Annotated in this window: 20 protein-coding genes and 1 pseudogene; 11 read left to right on the plus strand and 10 right to left on the minus strand. The window is 69.4% G+C overall.

From position 1 onward, the window contains the following. Window positions 1–16: 16 nt before the first annotated feature. Both WME97_RS30215 and WME97_RS30220 read left to right on the plus strand, forming a co-directional pair. Window positions 17–1,510 carry a serine/threonine-protein kinase gene (locus WME97_RS30215; protein ID WP_437542449.1) on the plus strand — a complete coding sequence of 498 codons (1,494 nt, stop codon included), beginning with the start codon at window positions 17–19 and terminating at the stop codon, window positions 1,508–1,510. Window positions 1,511–1,545: 35 nt separating this feature from the next. Then, window positions 1,546–1,605 (plus strand): annotated as a pseudogene (locus tag WME97_RS30220) (hypothetical protein); the annotation flags it as partial. Window positions 1,606–1,677: 72 nt separating this feature from the next. On the opposite strand, the gene WME97_RS30225 reads toward WME97_RS30220, so the two are convergent. Then, the gene (locus WME97_RS30225) at window positions 1,678–2,472 is read right to left on the minus strand and encodes a hypothetical protein (protein ID WP_437555689.1); all 795 of its coding nucleotides are present in this window, start codon (window positions 2,470–2,472) and stop codon (window positions 1,678–1,680) included. A 261-nt stretch (window positions 2,473–2,733) separates the two neighbouring features. Between WME97_RS30225 and WME97_RS30230 the strand changes: the two genes are divergently transcribed. Beyond that, window positions 2,734–2,889, plus strand: coding sequence for a hypothetical protein (locus WME97_RS30230; protein ID WP_437542450.1), 156 nt, complete (start codon window positions 2,734–2,736; stop codon window positions 2,887–2,889). A 49-nt stretch (window positions 2,890–2,938) separates the two neighbouring features. On the opposite strand, the gene WME97_RS30235 is transcribed toward WME97_RS30230, so the two are convergent. Beyond that, the gene (locus WME97_RS30235) at window positions 2,939–3,370 is read right to left on the minus strand and encodes a hypothetical protein (protein WP_437542451.1); all 432 of its coding nucleotides are present in this window, start codon (window positions 3,368–3,370) and stop codon (window positions 2,939–2,941) included. Window positions 3,371–3,534: 164 nt separating this feature from the next. On the opposite strand from WME97_RS30235, the gene WME97_RS30240 reads away from it, so the two are divergent. Next, on the plus strand, window positions 3,535–3,798 hold the full coding sequence (locus WME97_RS30240; RefSeq protein WP_437542452.1) for a hypothetical protein: 264 nt from the start codon (window positions 3,535–3,537) through the stop codon (window positions 3,796–3,798). A gap of 100 nt (window positions 3,799–3,898) precedes the next feature. On the opposite strand, the gene WME97_RS30245 is transcribed toward WME97_RS30240, so the two are convergent. From WME97_RS30245 to WME97_RS30270, 6 genes are all read right to left on the minus strand, one after another. Next, window positions 3,899–4,846 (minus strand): hypothetical protein, encoded by a 948-nt coding sequence (locus WME97_RS30245; protein WP_437542453.1) that lies wholly within the window; start codon window positions 4,844–4,846, stop codon window positions 3,899–3,901. 385 nt (window positions 4,847–5,231) lie between these two features. Beyond that, window positions 5,232–5,888, minus strand: coding sequence for an FMN-binding negative transcriptional regulator (locus WME97_RS30250; protein WP_437542454.1), 657 nt, complete (start codon window positions 5,886–5,888; stop codon window positions 5,232–5,234). 146 nt (window positions 5,889–6,034) lie between these two features. After that, entirely contained in the window at window positions 6,035–6,712 is a 678-nt protein-coding gene (locus WME97_RS30255; protein WP_437542455.1) for a hypothetical protein, read from the minus strand. Window positions 6,713–6,782: 70 nt separating this feature from the next. Beyond that, complete coding sequence (locus tag WME97_RS30260; RefSeq protein WP_437542456.1) at window positions 6,783–7,325, minus strand: hypothetical protein; 543 nt, start codon at window positions 7,323–7,325, stop codon at window positions 6,783–6,785. Beyond that, window positions 7,322–8,017, minus strand: coding sequence for a hypothetical protein (locus WME97_RS30265; protein WP_437542457.1), 696 nt, complete (start codon window positions 8,015–8,017; stop codon window positions 7,322–7,324). The genes WME97_RS30260 and WME97_RS30265 overlap by 4 nt, the downstream gene beginning before the upstream one ends. A gap of 109 nt (window positions 8,018–8,126) precedes the next feature. Then, entirely contained in the window at window positions 8,127–8,450 is a 324-nt protein-coding gene (locus WME97_RS30270; protein ID WP_437542458.1) for a 4Fe-4S dicluster domain-containing protein, read from the minus strand. A gap of 187 nt (window positions 8,451–8,637) precedes the next feature. Between WME97_RS30270 and WME97_RS30275 the strand changes: the two genes are divergently transcribed. From WME97_RS30275 to WME97_RS30285, 3 genes are all read left to right on the plus strand, one after another. Continuing rightward, entirely contained in the window at window positions 8,638–10,005 is a 1,368-nt protein-coding gene (locus WME97_RS30275; RefSeq protein WP_437542459.1) for a sigma-54 interaction domain-containing protein, read from the plus strand. A 985-nt stretch (window positions 10,006–10,990) separates the two neighbouring features. Beyond that, a complete protein-coding gene (locus tag WME97_RS30280) occupies window positions 10,991–12,058 on the plus strand; it encodes a glycoside hydrolase family 11 protein (RefSeq protein ID WP_437542460.1) in 1,068 nt (355 codons plus the stop codon). Between the two features lie 618 nt (window positions 12,059–12,676). Then, entirely contained in the window at window positions 12,677–13,468 is a 792-nt protein-coding gene (locus WME97_RS30285) for a hypothetical protein (protein ID WP_437542461.1), read from the plus strand. Between the two features lie 283 nt (window positions 13,469–13,751). Here WME97_RS30285 and WME97_RS30290 read toward each other — a convergent pair whose 3' ends face one another. After that, the gene (locus tag WME97_RS30290) at window positions 13,752–14,087 is read right to left on the minus strand and encodes a hypothetical protein (RefSeq protein ID WP_437542462.1); all 336 of its coding nucleotides are present in this window, start codon (window positions 14,085–14,087) and stop codon (window positions 13,752–13,754) included. 160 nt (window positions 14,088–14,247) lie between these two features. Here WME97_RS30290 and WME97_RS30295 point away from each other — a divergent pair, with 160 nt between their 5' ends. The 4 genes from WME97_RS30295 (at window position 14,248) to lysA (ending at window position 18,378) form a co-directional block, all read left to right on the plus strand. After that, a complete protein-coding gene (locus WME97_RS30295) occupies window positions 14,248–14,790 on the plus strand; it encodes a hypothetical protein (protein ID WP_437542463.1) in 543 nt (180 codons plus the stop codon). A gap of 280 nt (window positions 14,791–15,070) precedes the next feature. Next, window positions 15,071–15,292, plus strand: coding sequence for a hypothetical protein (locus tag WME97_RS30300; RefSeq protein ID WP_437542464.1), 222 nt, complete (start codon window positions 15,071–15,073; stop codon window positions 15,290–15,292). Window positions 15,293–15,305: 13 nt separating this feature from the next. After that, window positions 15,306–16,862 (plus strand): phospholipase D-like domain-containing protein, encoded by a 1,557-nt coding sequence (locus WME97_RS30305; RefSeq protein ID WP_437542465.1) that lies wholly within the window; start codon window positions 15,306–15,308, stop codon window positions 16,860–16,862. A 211-nt stretch (window positions 16,863–17,073) separates the two neighbouring features. Then, complete coding sequence (gene lysA, locus WME97_RS30310) at window positions 17,074–18,378, plus strand: diaminopimelate decarboxylase (protein WP_437542466.1); 1,305 nt, start codon at window positions 17,074–17,076, stop codon at window positions 18,376–18,378. Between the two features lie 54 nt (window positions 18,379–18,432). Here lysA and WME97_RS30315 read toward each other — a convergent pair whose 3' ends face one another. Continuing rightward, window positions 18,433–19,701: an AAA family ATPase gene (locus tag WME97_RS30315; RefSeq protein ID WP_437542467.1), complete on the minus strand. Its 1,269-nt coding sequence runs from the start codon at window positions 19,699–19,701 to the stop codon at window positions 18,433–18,435. Window positions 19,702–19,741 lie beyond the last annotated feature (40 nt).

Consider the following 19,741-nt stretch of genomic DNA (forward strand, 5'->3'; position numbering starts at 1 on the left):
ATCGTCGCGGACTAGCATGGTACACGTCGATGACGACACCATCCCCAGCGCGCCGCGCGGGGTGGTGAGCCCCACCGACGAGACGGTCACCCTCTCGGCCGGGGAGGAATCCACCGCGGGTGGCCGGCGCAGCGCCGAGGTGCCCTCGCGCGCCGGAGACTATGTGCTCCAGAGCGTCCTCGGCGAGGGCGGCTTCGGCGTCGTCTACCGCGGCGAGCACGCGACGCGCGGCACGAGGGCGGCGATCAAGGTCCTGCACGCCGAGCTCGCGCTGCACCCTGACGTGTGCCTCCGCTTCCAGCGCGAGGTCGTGGTGATGCAGCGGGTGCGGCACCCGAACGTGGTCGAGGTGCTCGACGTCGGCAGGCTCGAGGATGGCCGCCCCTACTTCGTCATGGAGCTGCTCGACGGCATAAGCCTGGAGAGGCACCTCGAGGCCCGCGGCCGGCTCCCGCTGGAGGAGGCGCTCGCCCTCCTGGAGCCGCTCTGCAGCGCGCTCGACGCGGCCCACGCGCAGGCGATCGTGCACCGCGACGTGAAGCCGTCCAACGTCTTCCTGTGCTCGGGCGACATGCAGAAGCGCGGCCCCCGCGTGGTCCTGCTCGATTTCGGCGTGGCGAAGCTGCTCGACGCGCCGGGGCCCGCGCTGACCACGTCGCGGCACGTCCTGGGCTCGCCCTCCAGCATGTCGCCCGAGCAGCTCACGGGCCGCCCCGTCGACGCGCGGACGGACGTCTACGCGCTCGGCGCGCTGGCGTACGCGATGCTCACGGGAGAGCCGCCGTTCGCCGGCGCGTCGTTCCCGGTGCTGCGCCAGCTCCACCTCTTCGCGAGCCCGCCCCGCCCGAGCGCGCAGGCGCGCGTGAGCCCGTCGCTCGATGACGTGGTGTTGCGGGCGCTCAGCAAGGACCCGGCGGAGCGCCAGCCGTCGGCGGGGCAGCTGCTCACCGAGCTGCGCGCGGCCGTCGCGGCGCCGCGGGCGGCGGGCGGGGCGGCCGCGGCGCCGCGGCGATCGGCCATCGGCATCCACGTGGAGGTGCAGGCCGACCCGGACGCGCTCGATGAGCCGACGCCGGAGCTGCTCGACGACTTCGAGTCCGTCCTGCCCTTCGCGCTCTCCGAGCTCACGAACGCGGGGTTCTCGACCGCGGTCGAGACGGGCACGACCGCGCTGGTCACGGCCGACCGGCCCCTCGATCCGGCGCGCGACCAGGCCGCGCGCCGCGATGCGCTCGGCGCGGCGCTGTCGCTGAAGCAGCGGCTCGAAGCGCGCGCGGGGCGCGACCGGCGGGTGCACGTCCGCCTCTGCGTGCACGTCGGCGAGCTCCAGGCGAGCGGCGAAGGCACGCTGACGGGCGGCGACTTGCTGGAGCTCTCCGGGTGGGTGCCCGAGGGAGCGGCGGAGGGGCTCTTCGCGTCGCCCGCCCTGCTCGACGGGCTCGGCGTCACCGCGCACCCCGCGCCCGTCTCGCCGGGGTCGAGCGCGCTGCTCCGGGTGCTGGACTCTTAACAGCGGGCGCAACCTTCGGCGCCTCGGTCGCCCTCGGCAACGGCCACGCGTGCGCGCTCACCGGCGCGAACGACGTCTACTGCTGGGGGCTCGACACGCACGGCCAGCTCGGCCGCGGCCCGGGTGCGTCGTTCGAGGCGACTCCCGTCCCTAATTCCACGGCGGTGCTAGTCGTCACATGGGGAGACGTGGATCGGGAACGTGAGGGTAGCCACGCCCCCGAGCCCGTCGCCAACTTCCACCCGCAACAGGTAATCGCCCACGACGCTGGGAGTGAAGGTCTGGCATTCCGGCGATTCGGCCGTGCAGCCGACGATCGCCGGAGCGCCCTGCATCAGCGACCCCGGGCCGGGGCCTGACACGACCGAGTACGAGAACGAGAGGGCATCACCGTTCGGATCGACGGCGTTGACCCTGATCTGCGCCGTCTGGCACAAGGTGATGAATTTGCTCTCGGCGATGAGCAGCCCCGTGATCTGCGGCGGATCATTGAGCACGACGACCGCGTCAAGCCCGCCCATCTCGGCGCCACTACACTGTGACACGATAACAACCTCGTTCGTCACGTTCGGCAACACCGTCACCGTGGTCTCGGCTCGTCCACATTGCGCCGATGGCGAGCCGAATGTGGTGACAGGAATGGCACACAGTCGGTAGTCGCCGGCTGGCAACACGAACAGTGCGTCTGCGAATGCGTGTGCGCCGGAGCCGGGTGGTTGGAGCGATGGTGGAAGGGTCTCCGTTTCCAGCGCATTGATGGCCTGCGTGAGCGGATTATCACAAGACTGGGCAAGCGTCGCGACGCGAAAGTCGATGGCTGCCACATCGTGCTGATTCGCCATCGTCAAGGCGGCAGCGACGTTTCCGACCCCCTCATCCTGGCTCGGTGCTTCCCCGTCGCAACCTGCCAGGCCCACCACACACAACGACCAGCAAAGGACGAATGGCGTTTGCTTTTTCAAAAAAATCTCCTGATTACCGTTCTCGACTTGCCCCGTTGGCGGCGTGCTTCCGGCTGACTCAGGTCTTGGAATTTGGTTAACCATGCGTGGCTTTCAATAAATGTCAAGCGTCACGAAGCGGGCCAATGTCGACCGTGCTCGGGTCGCCCCGGGCGGGGCTCTGAGCCTGGTACGGCCCAGACGGCATGGCTCGATCCGTGATCGCTTTGACGCCCTCGAGCCGTGACGCGCCGAGCGTGCGGCGGTGGACGTTCCGGGTAAATGTTAGACCAAGCCGCTTCGCGGCAGCTGGCCGAGGCGGCGAGCCACCACAAGAAGATCGCGGAGCTCGCGAGCGCCGAGTTCCCCGGGTACGAGCTCGCCTACGTGATCGAATACGGGGTCTACGGGCTCGCGAGCGCGATCGCGAGCGAGTGAGCGCCTCCCCCGCGGTGCGGCGCGGTCGATCAAGCGCGCCGCGCGCACCTCACCGGTAGATCGACCCCGAGGGGAAGTCGACGTCCACCAGCGTGTCCATGCCGTCGATCACGTCGACGGACGGGACGCGCACGACGTCGCTCCTCGGGTCTCCGTCGAAGTCCTCGAGCCAGACATCGACGTCATGGTACCCCGCGCCGAGGCCGTCGAAGGTGGCGCCGAATTCCTCGCAGTTCACGCGCGCCTTGTAGACGAAGCCCTCCTCGCTTTCGACGCGGACCGCGAGCAGATCCACGTCGTAGTCGGCGCACTGCCGCGCGTCGCTGATGCCGTTGATCGCCGTCGTTACGGCGAGCGAGCCGCTCCCGAGGTCATCGACGTGATCATGGTCGTCGTCGCCATCGACGACGATGCATCCCGCGAGCGAAGCGGCGGCGAGCGTGAGGCCAGCGAGACCGGAGAGCACCTTCGAGAGTTTCATGGGGATCGTCTTTCCTTATCCAGCGAGGTCTGGCGCTGTCGTGCCGATGCCCATGTATTCAGCAAGTGCTATACCATCAGAGCGCGCGGCGCCGGGCGCCGCGGCGCGCCCCGGCGCCTCCGGATGGCACCGCTGTTACTGCGATGAACCTCACGTAGATGACCATGCCTGTCCTCGACCCTTCGTCGCCCGGAAACTCCGCGCATCCGCTGCGGCGCGGCAAGCTCGCCGCGCTGACCACGCTCGCGCTCCTCGGTGGGGCCGGGTGCGTGGCCGAGGTCCACACCAGGACCGTCACGCCTGCGCCGGCGACCGTCACGTACCAGGAGTTCGCGGTGGTCGAGGAGCCCGTCGTTCACATCGCCGGTTGGGCCCGGGCTGGGCCCACCCCCACCGACGGGCTGAGATCCGTCGTCACGCCTCCCTGAAATCCCGGGCAAAGCACCGGATCGCGACGGTTCGCCCCCGCGGAATCGTCCCGCCAGGACCACCGGTCGATGACGAGCGGTCGCCGGGGCGCTCCGAAGCTCACCAGCAGTCGCGGGTGCTCCAGCCGTTCTGAACCACGGTCGTACATGCCCGACCGATGTTGTTCTCGATGAAGGTACGGTTGCTGTTGATCGGCGCCCAGAGGTTACCCACATTGGCGCCGCTGCACCCTCCCTTGGAGTTGACTCCCAAGAGGACACCCGAACGAACGGTGCTTTCTGGAGTGGTCGCCGCGCTGGTCAGGAAGCGCAGCGGCCCGCCCGAATCGCCGCCGCACAGGTGCGGGTCGGCCTGTGGGACGGTCTTTGTGTAGGCTCCGCCGCTCAAGGCAATACCAGAGAAATTTCCCCCGCGAAGCCTGCCGTCGCTCGCCGGCGAGTCTGCGTAGCCGTAGGCGGTCCCGACGGTCGAGTCACCGCCCGAGTTCAGATAGGCCGCGTCCTTCTGCACGACATTCGCGAAATTCGTGCCAAAGTTCAGCGTGGCGACATCGCGATCCGCGTTGTCACCGGTCCATGCTTGCGTCGCCGTGTGGTACACGCCCAGGTACGTCGACGGCACCGCCCAGCTTGCCTGCAGCTGACAACCCCCGGCAGGGTCCGTGATGCAAGTCCAGGTGCCGTCTTCGTTCATTCGGTAGGCCGCGAACCACGTGGTCCCGGTATCCGGCGGATTGTAATTGAGGTTCGGCGGATTGGCCGTATCCGGCGTCAGCCAGCGACGAACACAGTGGGCGGCGAGAACGATCGCATCACGAGACACGACCTGCCCGCTGCAGCCGGACATGACCCACTGACTCCCGTCCCAGAAGCCAACATCGACGATGCCGCCTGCCCAGCGATTCGAGACGAGCGTTCCATTCGCCAGCCCTTGTTCCGCTTCATCGAGCTCCATCCCGACGACCGTCGGTTCATCACCTGCGACGTGGTCGCCGCAGGACGTGAGTCCGACCGACAACAAGCCCATCCCTGCCAACACCTTGTTCATTCCAAACATTCTGAACATTCGTATCTCCCGTACCTGGAGAGGAGCCGCCCCTCCACGACCGCCACCCGGAGCGCCGAGCAGGTTGAAAATTCCCTGAATCCGATGAGTTGCGAAGCCCGATCGCGCTGCCGGGACGCAAGCTCCAGGGGCAAGGAATGAAGAGCCTCATGACAAGGCCTCCCGCCGCACTATCTCCGGGTTCCGTCTCCGCGATCACAAATTCGTCGCGCGCAGATCCCGGCGCCCGCTTCGATGCGTCCGGCGTGGGGGCTGCCCGGGCGCGCTTCGAGGAAGCGCCGCCTCACGTCGAGCGCCGCTCCGCCGTGAGTGCGGCGGGCTGGAAGGGCCCCCGCGAGGAGGTCGCAAGCGCGCGAAGGCTGACGGCTCAGCGGGGGCGGGCGCGCTCCATCGCCTCCGCGAGCGCGAGGTCGTCGGGCGTGCCCTGCGCGCGCAGCCCGGCGATGGCGCCGTCGCGATCCTCGGGGCGGCGGTTCTGAGAGAGCTTGAGCTTCGCCTCGATCCGCGTGATCTCCATCGAGAAGCCGACGATCGCGGGGAGCAGCGCGGATCGCTTTTCCGGCGAGAGCTCCGCGACGCTCCAGGGCTCGGGCTGCCCGCGCTCGTTGACGTCAGAGAGGCGCGCGAGCAGCGCGAGGAGCGCCTCGTGGTCCTCGATGGCTCGCGGCGCGCCGTGCGCGTGAACGACGGCGTAGTTCCAGGTCGGCACGTCGTCGCGCGAGGCGTACCACCCGGGCGAGATGTACCCGTGCAACCCGCGGAAGACGGCCAGGACCGGCGTGCTCCCGTCGAGCGCGCGCCGGATCGGGTTGGCCCGCGCGACGTGCGCGAGCAAGGTGCCGTGAGGGCCGCTGTCGCGCTCCAGAAGGAACGGCAGGTGCGCGATCATGGGCACGCCGTCCTCCCCGGGCGCGATGAGCATGCCGAAGGAGTGTGCGTCGATGAGATCGTGGAGGTCGGCGAGGTCGGGTGCCTCGAAGGCTCTGGGGAGATAGATGGATCGCGGCGCGGCCGTCGTCGTCATGACGGCAATGTGTACCACTGCCCGCGCCGGCCGCCCTTGTCGACCCGACCGCGCCGTCGGTGTGAGCACCGGGCACGATCAAGCACTGGTTCGCGGAGGGTCTGATGGACAAGCCCGCGTTCCACGGCGAGGAAGGGCGACGCTAGCTAGCCGCGCGCCTTCTGCGCTCCCAGCGCCATCATCGCGTCCCAGAATATCTTCTCATACGCCTGAAATAGCCTGGTCGTGCGGCGGATCGCGCGGGGCTCCACGCCGCGGTCGAGCCCGTCCTGCACGATGGCGACCGCGGTGTCCTCGAACGATGGCAGGGCCGCGAACGCGTCCAGGAAGGCGGTGTGCTCCGGGCCGAAGCCGTACCGGTCGCGGAGCGCCTTCCCCATCCTGCCGCAGTTGAACCCCCAGGCTGGGAAGTTGATGAGCAGGGCGCACGCGATCTCGGCCGCCGAGGCGTTGGCCGCCGCCCAGGCCATCTGAACGGCATACGCGAACCCCTCCGCGGTGACCTCGTACCGATCCAGGTCGTCCTTCGTCATGCCGAGCTTCCGGCCCATGGCAGCGATCCCGTCCGGCGCCACGAGCTCGCCCTGGAGGACACCGCTCCAGAAATCGCGCCAGGGCGTGTCCCCGAAGCGCTGGAGCATCATCGCCATCGAGCGCAGGTCGCTGAGCACCACGTGGTGCTGGTGGCCCGGGAAGGCCCTCAATCCAAGGGCCGTGACCTCCCCCCGTTCGATGGCGTCCGGATAGGGGTGAGCCCTCAGCTGATCGTCGATGCTCCGGAGCTCTTCGCGAATGTCCTTCACCAGCGTGGCCGCGGCCTTCATGGGTGCCTCCTCGTGATCGGGCGCCATCCTACTACCGCATCGCGGCCGAGATCCCACGACCTGCAGCGCGCTACCCGCGGGCGCGCTGCCCCGCTTGCGACCCCCGCACCCGCGCGATGATCGCGCCGGCGACCTCCTCGGCCGACCTGCCCTTGGGGAGCCAGCGCTGCGGGATGTTATGGGAGCGATCGTCCTCGCGGATCACCAGCGTGATCGGCTTGGCCGGCGGCTGCAGCTCCACGGACTCGACTCGATCGAGCGGCACGGTCACCTCCCGCGCGCCACGGAGCGGACGCATCGACGGCAAGGTGATCGATCGAGGGCCAAGGACGATCCGGAACTCCTTGAGCGCCGCAAACCGCGCGGCGACGAGGACGCCGAGCGCGCAGAAGGCGCCTGACAGGGTCGCCAGCACCGCATAGAACACGTCGGCGCCTCCGGCCTCGAAATGGAGGATCCCGTTCAGGATCAGGCCGCGATCGTTCGTCTGGGCCCGATGGGCGAGGACCGCCGCACAGACCCCAAAGAAGAGGGCGCTCAGGAGGAGCTCCAGATAGGGACGGCGGAGCGGGATCTCGAGAGCGTCATCCGCCGCGTGTTCGCTCACCTTCATCGATAATCCCCTCCGCTGGCGGAAGCTGCCTCGTGGAGCCGCACGGCCAGGACCTCCGCGTCGAGCGCCGCCTGGTGCTCGGTCAAGACGAAGGTATCGCCGTCCCGATGGGCGGCGACCCAGGGCAGCGCCCGCGCGTCGCCGATCACCTTGTCCCGGCTGCCGACGAGGACGAAGACGCCCCGCCCTTCAAGGCTGGCGCCGAGGCTCACGCTGCGGATCTGGGCGGCGGGGATGGTGACCGGAGCCCCGTTGGCGGTGAGACGAACGGCGTCGGCCGAGATCGACTCCAGGCGGACGGATTGACCATGACGTGGATCGCGGAAGACCGAGATGTCACGCCGGAGCGCGAGGGCGACGCCGATCGCGCCGGCGCCATAAAGAAGCCAGGCGAACCAGGCGAGCGACGGCTTGAGCGCGGGCAGCGCGGCGCCCCACAGCGCGCCGGCCGCGAGGAGCGCGGCGGCCGCGATACAGAGGCCCACGCCGACGCGGATGCGCCGGATCCTGCCGAGGTCCTCGATCGACGTCCCCAGCGCCATGAGCGCCAGCGCAGCGACGCCCAGCCCTGCCGGAGACGCGAGGAAGGGAAGCACGCCCTTCGGGCCGGGCGGCGCCATGCACACGAGCGCCGCACAGCAGAGCCCGATGCACATCGCGCGCGCCTGGAAGCTGACCGGTGGGCGGAGCACGTGGAAGAGAGGCGCATGACATCGCGGCGACTCCGGGCTGTCAACGCCCCGCGGCCACATCCGCGTCTCCTTGTGTCGATCCTCGATATCGGCCGCTCCCGGGCCGCGCTCAGGTCCCCTCCGGAGCGCGCTCCTTCGCGCGATCGTCGAAGAAGCGCGCGTTGATCTCCCGGTAGCGCTGCCACTCGGCCGGCAGCTCGTCTTCATCGAAGATGGCGCCCACCGGGCACTCGTTCTCGCAGGCGCCGCAGCAGATGCACGACTCGGGATCGATGTAGAGCTGGAGACCGGCGAGGCGCGTCTTCCGCTCTCCCTCGGGGATGCGCGAGATCTCGTCCGCCGCGAGCGGGCCGTGGATGCAGTCCACGGGGCAGACAGGGACACAGGCGGTATCACACGTGGCGACGCAGGGCTCGGCGATGACGTAGGCCATGAGGGTTCCTTTCCTTCTCCGTGGCGCGCGGTCGTCCGCGCGCTCTCCTCTCCCTCCTCCGGCAGGGAGCAGGGCGCGTGCCCGCGGCCCGAGCGGCTTTTCCCGGGCTTTCGCCGGCCTTGTGCGGTCCAGGCAACGCCCCTACGGTGCCGCGCAACGCCATTTCGTCGGCCTCGCTCCGCGCACGATGACCGCCTCCGCCGATCACGCCCTCCTCCTGCTCGCCGACCTCGGCGAGGCCTCGGCCCGCGCGCACACCGAGGCGACGCTCGTCCCCGCGGTGAGCGCCGCGCTCTCGCGCCATCTCCCGCTGCTGCGGCTCGATCTGCGCCGCGGCGCGGCCGCGCCGGGCGCGCCGGAGGTCCGGCGCGGCGCGGGCGGCGAGACGATCGCCGTCTTCGCGCTCCGCGACGCGGAGGGCGCCGTCGGCTGCGCCACGATGGCGCTCGGCGGCGGCGCGGCGCTCGACGTCTCGCCCGCCCTGCTCGAGGCGACAGGTCGCCTGCTCGCCGTGGCGCTACGGCAGGTGCAGGTCCTCGGGCGCGTCGCGGCCATCGCGCGCCGCGCGCAGGGGGAGAAGCGGACGCTCAAGGAGGAGCTCGATCGCGTCGCCCTGCCGAGGGAGGTGGTCGCGGTGGGCCCGGCGATGCGGGCGATCTTCCAGCAGATGGTGCCGCTCGTCGCGCGGCAGGACACGACCGTGCTGGTGCGCGGCGAGACGGGCACGGGCAAGGAGGTGATCGCGCGCCGCATCCACGCGCTGTCGCGCCGCGCGGAGCGGCCGTTCCTCGCGGTCAACTGCGGAGCGCTGCCCGAGGGGCTCGTCGAGAGCGCCCTGTTCGGCCACGAGCGCGGCGCGTTCACGGGCGCCGCGGCCCGGCACCTCGGGCTGTTCGAGCGCGCGAGCGGCGGGACGCTGCTGCTCGACGAGGTCGGCGAGCTGCCCAGGGCGGCGCAAGCGAAGCTCCTGCGCGTGCTCCAGGAGGGCGAGATCGAGCGCGTCGGCGGCGAGGGCGCGGTGCGCGTCTCGGTGCGCGTGATCGCCGCGACGCACCGGCCGCTCGAGGACATGGTGGCGAGCGGGGCGTTCCGCGAGGACCTCTATTATCGGCTGCAGGTATTCCCGATCATCGTCCCCCCGCTGCGGGAGCGCCCGGAGGACCTGGAGCCGCTCACGCGCGTCATCGTGGAGAAGGTGGCGGCGAGCTTCGGCCGGACGCCGCCGCGGGTGAGCGCCGAGTCGATGGCGCGGCTGCGGGCGCACGGCTGGCCGGGCAACGTGCGGGAGCTGGAGAACGTCATCGAGCGGTCGATGGTGATGTCGACAGGAGACGAGCTCATCCTGTCAGCGCCGCTCTCCGCGGCGCCCGGCGCGACAGGGCGCGTGATGACGTACCGAGAGGCGGCTCAGCGCTGCATCGAGGACGCGCTGCGGGCAGCGGGAGGGAAGATCTACGGCGAGGACGGGGCCGCGGCGGCGCTGGGGCTGAAGCCGACGACGCTGCAAAGCAAGATGCAGAAGCTCGGGATCCGGAAGGACGGAGAGAAGGGCTGACGGCCGAGAGGCTCGTCAAACCCTGCGGCCAGCCCCGGTGTGTAAGGCGTGTTCCACATGGTCTCCGGACGGCTCCTCTGTCGCACCGACAGGCCCGGCGATCGAGAGATGCCGCTTGATCCGGGGCGCCCGGGAACGTCGTGTCAGAGACGCTGCATCAGTTCGACCCTGACGGTCAGGCACCGTTCCTCGTGGAGTTTCACCGCAAGACCGGATGACCAAGCTCGGCCGGAGGCCGTTTTTTCTCGAGAGTTCGTCGCTTTTCCAGAAGAGATGAACAAATCAAGGTTCTATCCTCGGACCTCCACGCGCAACGTGGCTGGATCTTGCTCTTACAAAGCAAGCAAAACAAAACAAGAGAAGACAAACAGCACGCCAAGACGCTGCCGGGCAGCGCCGCGCAAAAGCAAACGCGACTTAGAAAAGAGTCTTGACTTTGCCCTCCTGTTTGTGTGAAGATGTCAATCTACCTTGGCGATCCGGACCGCTCTCGGCCGGGGGCCGCAGTCGGTTGCAGGATCGTACAGGGGCCTACTCCGGGTGAATCTGCCGGGGCTACTTGCTTCTTACGGCTGTACGTTCGAGTTGTTCTTGCTTTTTCCGAGTTGATGCCCGGCCCCGCCACACGGGGTGTTCGCATGTGAGCATCTGTCCGACAAACATCGTGATTGCCAGGCATGTGGTCGGCGCAGGCCCGCGGGCGCATCCGTGATCTCCGGATCACGAGCACGTTGGCCGGAAATGTTGAACTTTAAACCAATGGCTCGGAGGGCTCGCGTCTGTCTCGATGGTTCATAGATCCATCTCGAACAGAGGTCCGCGACTCCGCCGATCCGATCATGGAGAATCTTAAATGCGCATCGTTCCCTTACTTGGCTACCTATCCGCTTCGATCGCGTGCGGCCTTCTGGCGTGCAGCGTCGAGAACATCGTCGACGAGGACATCGAGGCTCAGGAGGGCGCGCTGGACAGCGCGGACCGCTCGATGTCGGCGAGCGTCGCCGTCACCTCGGACTGGGGAAGCGGCTACTGCGCGAACGTGACGGTGAAGAACAACTCCCGCAGCCCGGCGACCACCGGCTGGAACGTCGTCGTCGCGCTCAAGGGCTCGACGAAGCCCAACCCGTGGAACGTGAAGTTCACGGAGTCGAACGGCCAGCTCAGCGCCACGAACGTGGACCACAACGGCGCGGTCGGCATTGGCTCCTCGACGCAGTGGGGCTTCTGCGCGAGCGGCAGCGGGCGGCCCGAGATCGCCTCGGTCACCGGCTCCGGCGGCACGATCACCGGCTCGAGCTCGGCCTCGTCGTCGAGCAGCAGCTCGAGCTCGTCCAGCAGCAGCTCGAGCTCGTCCAGCAGCAGCTCGAGCTCGTCCAGCAGCAGCTCGGGCGCGGGAGGTGCCGGCGGCGGCGGCGGGTCGGGCGGCTCCGGCGGGACGGGCGGCTCCGGCGGCGGCAGCACGTGCACGTCACCCAACCAGCAGGTCTGCGCCAATCAGACGGGCACCCACTGCGGCTACACCTTCGAGTACTGGAAGGACAACGGGAGCGGATGCCAGACCAACACGGCGAATGGCTTCAACGTCGAGTGGAGCAACATCAACAACCTGCTGGGCCGTAAAGGCCTGAGGCCCGGGTCGAAGAACCAGGTCGTGACCTACTCGGCCGACTACCGGCCGAACGGCAACTCGTACCTGGGCGTCTACGGGTGGACGAAGGGCCCGCTCATCGAGTATTACATCATCGACAGCTGGGGCACCTGGCGTCCGCCGGGCGGCCAGGGGTTCATGGGCACCGTCACCAGCGACGGAGGCACCTATGACATCTATCGGACCGAGCGAGTCAACCAGCCGTCGATCGAAGGCACCAAGACCTTCTATCAGTTCTGGAGCGTCCGGCAGCAGAAGCGCACGAGCGGGACCATCAGCGTCGCCAACCACTTCAACGCGTGGGATCGCCTGGGGATGAAGCTGGGGAACCTGTACGAGGTCTCGATGGTCGTGGAGGGCTATCAGAGCAGCGGGAGCGCCAGCGTGAACGTGTCGATGAAGTGAGCGCTCGGCCTTGAGCATCGCAGGATGAACGCGCGCGGGATCGGCATCCCGCGCGCCACGCGCCCGGGCTTCTTCAGTCCCAGGCACGACTCCCCACCCATCTGACAGACACGCGGCGCGCGCTCGAGCAGCGGGCGGGCGCGCTCGGCTCTCCCACCTCGGAGCCGGCCCTTCGCCGCTCTGATCCCGCCGCTCCCCGCGGCGTCGCAGCTCCGCCACGGCATCGCCATGCATCTGCGGCGAGAGGGGCATCGCCCGCGCACGCCCCGGTCCTTGCCTCCCCGGCAAAGGCCTGCCGCTCGCCGGCAACGCTTTCGCGAAGGCCTTCGGGGCGAGGTTCAGGTTCCTTCCGGCCATTCTCGCAGGTATGGTCACGCCGGACGTCCTGGCTGCCCTCGTCGTTGACCGCCCGCCACGACGACCGCACCCTCCGGGTCAGCCTGGCCTCGGCAAAGCAGACCGTCGCCCGCACCGAGACCTCGATCCCCGAAGGGGAGACCTCATGCCGCCAACCCGCCCCCCCCTGGTTGATCCCACCCCGCGCCTCGGTCCCCCGGCCTCGTCAGCCCTCCAGGCGAGCTTCCGGCCCGGCCAGTTCATCCGCCACGGGAGCTTCCGATGAGAGAACACGCAGCAGTCCGGACGACGACGCCTCTCGCGACGGTCGTGGCCGCGGCGCTCGCCCTCGTGTGCTGGAGCGCGGCATGCAACGCGATCTCCGGGGTCGACGATCTCGACTTCTCGGGCTCCGCCGGCGCGACGGGCGGCGGCGCTGGCGGCACCGGCGGCGGTACGGCCGGCGGTGACGCGGGCGGCGGCGGCATGGGCGGCGCTGGCGGTACCGGCGGTACCGGCGGCGCTGGCGGTACCGGCGGCGCTGGCGGTACCGGCGGCGCTGGCAGCACAGGCGGCGCTGGCGGCATCGGCGGCGCTGGCGGCATCGGCGGCGCTGGCGGCATGGGCGGCGCGGGCAGCGACATCGCTTACGACATCGCCTGTGGGAACGGCAACGTGGCTGTCGGCGTCCACGGCCGGAGCGGCGGCTCGCTCGATCAAATCGGCCTGATCTGCGCGCCGCTCGCCAGCGACGGCACCCTGGGCACCGCCTTCCAGACCGTGACCGCCGGCGGCAACGGCGGATCGCCGGGCAGCGTGATCTGTCCTGCGAGCCAGGTCATGGTCGGGATGAACATCTGGGTCGACACCCTGGTTTATCGGATCGAGCCGCTGTGCCAGACGATCGAAGCGTGGAAGGTGAGCAACATCGACGTGAATGTCCCCGGTGGCATGGGCAACGTCCACGGCACAGCGTACGTGGTCAAGGCCGCGGTCGGGGCCGTGGTCGTTCACATGCACGGCGACGCCGATCATCTGGTGCGCTCCGTGCACCTGAGGTCCCGCATGCTGTGACGGGCCGCGGCGCCTTGCGGGGCCGCGCCGCTCACCGCGCCGCGCTCGACGAGGCAGCGCGCCCCCGCCGCGGCCCTGCTCCGCGCATCCACGTCGCCGGAACCGCTGCCAGAAGTTTACGGCCTCTCTGGACCCGGAAGAACGCCTCCCGAGGTGCGGTGAATTCTGCTAGAGCTGTGAGCCGCGTCGGGCGCTGGTCGCGCCCCGGCGCAGCAGCAGTTCCTTAAAGATCACCAGCGGACGTGCCGCGCTGCGGCAGCGCGCAGCCCCGGCGAACGGCCGCTCACCCTTCGGGCATCAACATGACTTTCGATCGCGAAATCGCACGCTTCACGTGGGTTGGGATCTCCTGTCTGGCCCTGTCCGCCGCGGCGGCGGGCTGCTCGGACGGCGCGAGCGACGCCTCGGAAACGGGGGGCGCGGGCGGCAGCGGCGCGGGGACCGGCGGCGCCTCGAGCGTGAGTTCGGGCGCGGGCAGCCCCGTCGCCGGCAGCAGCAGCAGCGGCACCAGCACCACCAGCAACGGCACCAGCACCACCAGCAACGGCAGCACCAGCACCGGCAGCAGCAGCAGCAGCGGCGGCGGCGGCGACACCAGCAGCAGCACCACCACAGCCACCGGGACTCCCGAGACGAGCGCAACGTCGAGCACCGGCAGCGGGACGCCGACCGGCGGGTGCCCGGCGAGCGCTACGTTCTGCGCCGACTTCGAGGGCGAAGGGCTGCCCGCGGGCGCGACCTACCGCCCGTCGTACCAGGCGCAAGATGCGTCGAAGAACATGGCGATCGACTCCTCAGTGTTCTACGCCGGCACGCGCGCGCTGCGCGTGAACCCCGGCGGCAGCGGCTACGACTGGAGGATGCTCTCCGTCCCGTCGCCCGGGCCGACATTCTGGGTCCGCCTCTACGTGCGCAGCAGCGTCGATATCGGCCAGTCCGGGCACAACAGCTACTTCCAGGCCATGACGGGCAGCGGCGAGCCGAACGAGGGCAACAACATGGAGGTCTCCGAGCAGTACTGCCAGATCGTGCTGAACCACCGCGACGAGGTCGTCCTGTCCACGGGCGGCCAGACCCAGTGCGGGAGCGGCGGTGTGAAGCTCCCGAAGGACCAGTGGCACTGCATGGAGGCCTACTTCGACGGCGTGAAGGGCGACGTCCAGGTCTATGCCGACGGCGCCAAGATCATCGACAAGGCCGCCTGGAAGGTGAACGACTACAAGTCGTTCAGCTTCGGCTACCTCGGCTTCCACGGCCCGGCGCGGACGATGTGGTATGACGATGTGGCGGTCGCGCCGGAGCGGATCGGCTGCGCCCCCTGACACGGCCGAGCGCCGGAGCGTGGGTTGCGCCGGCGCGATGACCTGACCGCCATCGCGCGCGCCGCGCGCCCTCCTCCCTGCTTCCCCCTGAATGTGCACTGCACCCCACGCCGGACACAGCCCGCCGGCGGAGCGGCCGCTGGCGGCCCCGGGCACGCTTGCTCCCTCGCTCCGCCGGCGCCATAGCCGACGTGGCGAGCGCTCCGCGGACGCGCGAGCGCGAGCCGTGGTGACGACGCCACGACGACGCGACCGTGATCCCGGCATGAAGGTAGATGCGATGCCGTACCTGGTTTTCCGGAATTTCCCCGACAATACACCCATCCCCGATGACTGCTATAGCTGCGACGGCGCGCCGGACTGGGCAGCGTTGCTGGAGTGGATATGCCCCGATCTCTCGCGCGACGAGGCGGAGCGGCTCGCGGCCATCGGCGAAGCGAGCGGGACCCGGCCCGACGTCGCGGGCCTGAAGCGGCTCATCGAGGAGCACCTGAAGCCGTAGGCGCGCGATCACGATGAGGAGCGCACGGACGATCATCGATCCTCGCCGCCACACGTGGTGCGACACCCCGGTGGACGACATCGGCCTGCTTGTCGACGCCGACGAGTATTACCCCGAGTTCTACCGGGTCGCGTCCAGCGCGCGGCGGTACCTGCTCCTCGCCGGATGGCAGTTCGACAGCGACGTCGCCCTGCTCCGTGGCGGCAGGGAGGAGCAGGTGTCGAGCCCGATCACGCTGCTCAAGTTCCTGAACCACCTCTGCGAGCAGAGCCCCGATCTCCAGATCTTCATCCTCGCGTGGGATTTCCACCTCGTGTTCGCGCTCGAGCGCGAGTGGCTCCAGCAGCTCGTCTTCGAGTGGACGAACCATCGCCTGCGCTTCCTCTTCGACGCCACCCACGTCGAGCGCGCCTCGCACCACCAGAAGTTCGTGGTGGTGGACGGCGAGCTCTCGTTCCTCGGCGGCCTCGACCTCTGCGATCACCGCTGGGACGACCGCAGCCACGCGAACAAGAACCCGCTCCGCGTCAGCCGAGGAGAGCCGCACAAGCCGTTTCACGACGTGCAGGCCTACCTGCGCAGCCGCTCGGTCGCGCGGGCGCTGACCGAGATCTTCACGGATCGCTGGCGGCGCGCCGGCGGCGTGGACATGACGCTGCCGGACCTCGACGAGGCCGATCCGACGTTCCCCGACTACCGGCCCGAGGGCGGCATCCCGCTCGCGGCGGCGCGCGTCACGCTGAGCCGCACCGATCCGCACGGCGCGCCCACCGGCGCCCCGCACCGCACGGAGATACGCGACCTCTTCCTCGACGCCATCGACGCCGCGGAGCGCTTCATCTACATCGAGACCCAGTACTTCAGCTCTCACGTCATCGCCGAGGCGCTCGCGCAGCGGATGCGCGCCGAGGGCCGGCCGCTCCTCGACGTGGTGCTCCTGCTCAACATGGAGGCCGAGACGATGAAGGAGCAGATCGCCGTCGGCCTCTCCCAGGCCAAGGTGCTCGGCGGGCTGCGCGACGTGGCGGCCGAGACAGGCCATCGCCTCGGCGTCTACTACACCCTGCCGGCGTGCGGCGAGGACGAGACCGCCGAGCGCGCCACGTACATCCACTCGAAGGTGATGATCGTCGACGACCGCTTCCTCACCGTGGGCTCCGCCAACCTGACGAACCGCAGCCTCTCGATCGACACGGAGATCAACGCCTCGGTCGAGACCGACGACCCCGACGACGCGCTGGGCCGCTCGATCCGCGCGGTGCGCGCGTCGCTCATCGGCGAGCACCTGGGGGACGCCGACTTCGATCGGGTGGACGACCTCGTCGCCTGCCTCGACGGGCTGGCGAGCCCGGCGACCGGGCCGCGCACGCCCGGGAGCTCGTGCCGGCTGAGGCTCCACCCCTCGCCCACGGCGGACGAGCGCGCCCTGCTCGCGGTGATCGACCCGCAGCAGCTGCCGTTCGACCCCGCCGCGGCCGAGGACATCGACCAGCGCCAGGGCTCGCTCTTCGTGGGCGGGCTCGGCGCGCTCTGGCGGCACCTGTTCATCAGCCGGGACCCCGTGAAGTAGCCGCGCGCGAGGCGCTCCGGGCGAGCGCGCCTGGGAGGCGCGGCGCGGGCGCGGTGGGACGCGCGGGCGCGGGTACCGGCGGCCTCCCTGGACCTCGAGGCAGGGCGCGCCCCTTCCGGCCGCCAGGGGCGCATGGTAGGCTGTGCCGCGGAATCGCGAACGGTTTCTTCAGGTTGTCTCTCAAAGTTGAAGCGTTGACGCCACGAGGAGTATGCAAGAGGCAGAGATCAAGATCGGGGGCATTTCGGTCCGCGACCTCGCGGAGCAATACGGAACACCGCTCTATGCCTACGATGCCGAGCGCATCCGGGAGAACTTCCGTCGACTCACGCGGGCGCTGCGCGGCAATTACCCGGAGGTGTCCGTCTTCTATGCCATCAAGGCGTGCAACAACCTGGAGATAGCGAAGCTCCTGGTCGACGAGGGCTCGGGCGTGGACGCCGCGAGCCCGAACGAGATCCGCCTGGCGCAGGCGCTCGGGCTGTCGGGCGAGCGGATCATCTACACGGGCAACAGCCTCTCGGACGAGGACCTCGCCGCGGGGCTGCGGGCCGGCGTGAACTTCAACGTGGATGATCACGGCATCCTGAAGCGCCTGTTCGCGCTCGGGAAGCCGCGCTGCATGTCGTTCCGGATCAACCCGAGCGGCGAGGACATCGCGACCCCCGATCTGAAGCCGTTCGCGGGCCCGTCCGCGAAGTTCGGGATCCACCCGCGCCACGTGGAGGAGGCCTATCGCACCGCGCTCGAGAACGGGGTCGAGCGGCTCGGGGTGCACATGATGCCTCACTCGCAGGCGAACAAGCCGGAGAACTTCGCGCACGTCACGGGCAAGCTGCTCGACCTGATCGGCCCGGTGGCCCGGAAGCTCGGCTTCGACCTCGCCTTCGTGGACATCGGCGGCGGGCTCGGCATCCCCTACCGGCGGGAGCAGCCGCCGCTCGACGTGGAGGCCGTCGCCCGCGGGATCGCCGCGATGGTCCGGAAGAAGTGCGCGGAGCACGGCCTGAAGGAGCCGCGCCTCGTCATGGAGCCGGGGCGTTACTTCGTCGGGGACGCGGGCTACGTGCTCGGGCGGGTGATCTCGATCAAGCAGGGATACAAGACGATCATCGGCACGGACATCTCGATGAACACGATGGCGCGCCCGGTGATGTACGGCGCTTACCACGAGGTGCGGATCAACGGCCGCCGCGGCCAGACGGCCCCGATGGCGATGACGGGCCAGGTCTGTGAGAACACGGATATGTGGATCGCGGAGCGCGAGTTCCCCGCGGACGTCGCCGAGGGGGACGTGGTCGTCCTGATGGACGCGGGCGCGTATGGCCACGTGATGAGCTACGACTACAACGGCCGGCTGCGGCCGGCCGAGGTGCTCGTCGACGGCGGCAAGAGCCGGCTGATCCGGCGGCGCGACACGTTCGAGGACATGGTCTCGCGGATGTGCCTGTCCGACGACATCAAGGAGCGCCTGCGCGCGGCGGGAGAACAGCCGAGCTCGCCCGGCTGCGGCTGAGCTGAACATCCCTGGGGCGCACGAAGGTGCGCTCCGCTCCAGCGCACCTGAGCTTCATTGCGCGACGGCGAAAGGGACGCTCGCCGCACCCAGCTCAATGCACCGCCGAAAGATCGTCGAGTATACGCCCCGGAGCTCGCGGTTCGGGATCGAGAGCAGGTGCGCAGGCTGCTCCATCGGCCCGCGCGAGCGCTTCTCGGCCCTGAGGTATCCCGTGAAGACGAGGAGGCTCCACAGCACCTCGTCGCTCCGGTCGAGCTCCCCGAGCGACACGCTCTCGTCGAGCACGCGCTCGATGCTGCCGCCGTCGAGCAGCGTCGCGAACGCCGGCTCGAGCGCGAGCGCGCGCCGCTCGAGCTGCTCCCGCACCAGATCGTTCGAGCTCGTGTTCACCCAGTAGGGCTGCGGCGCGCCGTCTTCGCGGGAGAGGAAGTTCAGGACGCTCCACGGGTTGTAGACGACGGTGTCGCCGAAGAGGTACCCGTTGTACCAGGCGCGCAGCGACGGGAGCCGCTCAAGCCGGCCAGACCTCGTGAGCAGCGACTCGACCTCGGGCTCCGTGAACCCGAAGCAGGTGTCGAACTCCGGCGCGAGCAGCGAGTAGACAGCCACGTTGTTGAGACCTGAAAAGATGCTCTCCCGTGCCACGCGCAGGACGCCCGTGAGCACCGCCTTGAACAGGTGCGGATTGCCCTTGAGGCCCTCGGTGAGGAAAGCACGGAAGAAGCCGATGACCTGCGCGGCGTAGCCGTGGAGATACCCGGCGTGGAGGGGCTCGTCATACTCGTCGAGGAGGATAACCACGCGCTCGCCGTGGAAGCGGTGGAGATAGCTCGACAGGTCGAGCAGCGCTGTCTCGTACGCGATCCTGCCGGCCGTGCCGTCGAGGACTTCACGGTACCGCCGGGCCTCACGCTCGCTCAGCGCGCCGCTGCCGAGCAGGTCACGGTGCTCGTCGAAGAGGCGCGCGATCCTGTCCTGCACCCCCTCCCAGAACGCATCGAAGCTCTCGGCCTTCATGCCCTTGAAGGTCAGGTGGAGCACCGGGTAGCGCTGGAAGTGCGCGCGGTACTGCTCGCCGGCCTGCCAGATCCGAAGATCACGAAACAGCGGGGAGAGATCCTGTGCGCGCCGCTCAAAGAAACAGCGCAGCATGGAGAGGTTGAGCGTCTTGCCGAAGCGCCGCGGGCGCGGGAGCAGGACGACCTCGGTGCCCGGCCTGTCGACGAGCTCCTGGATCAGGTGCGACTTGTCGACATATTCGAGCCCCAGCTCGCGGAGCCGGCGGAAGTCGTCGATGCCGATGGGGACCTGGATGCTCATGGCGCCTCGGGCGGGGCGGCGTGCCCTCCCCGACGCTACT

It is taken from the genome of Sorangium sp. So ce367, from assembly GCF_051520455.1.
GTDB lineage: Bacteria > Myxococcota_A > Polyangia > Polyangiales > Polyangiaceae > Sorangium > Sorangium cellulosum_B.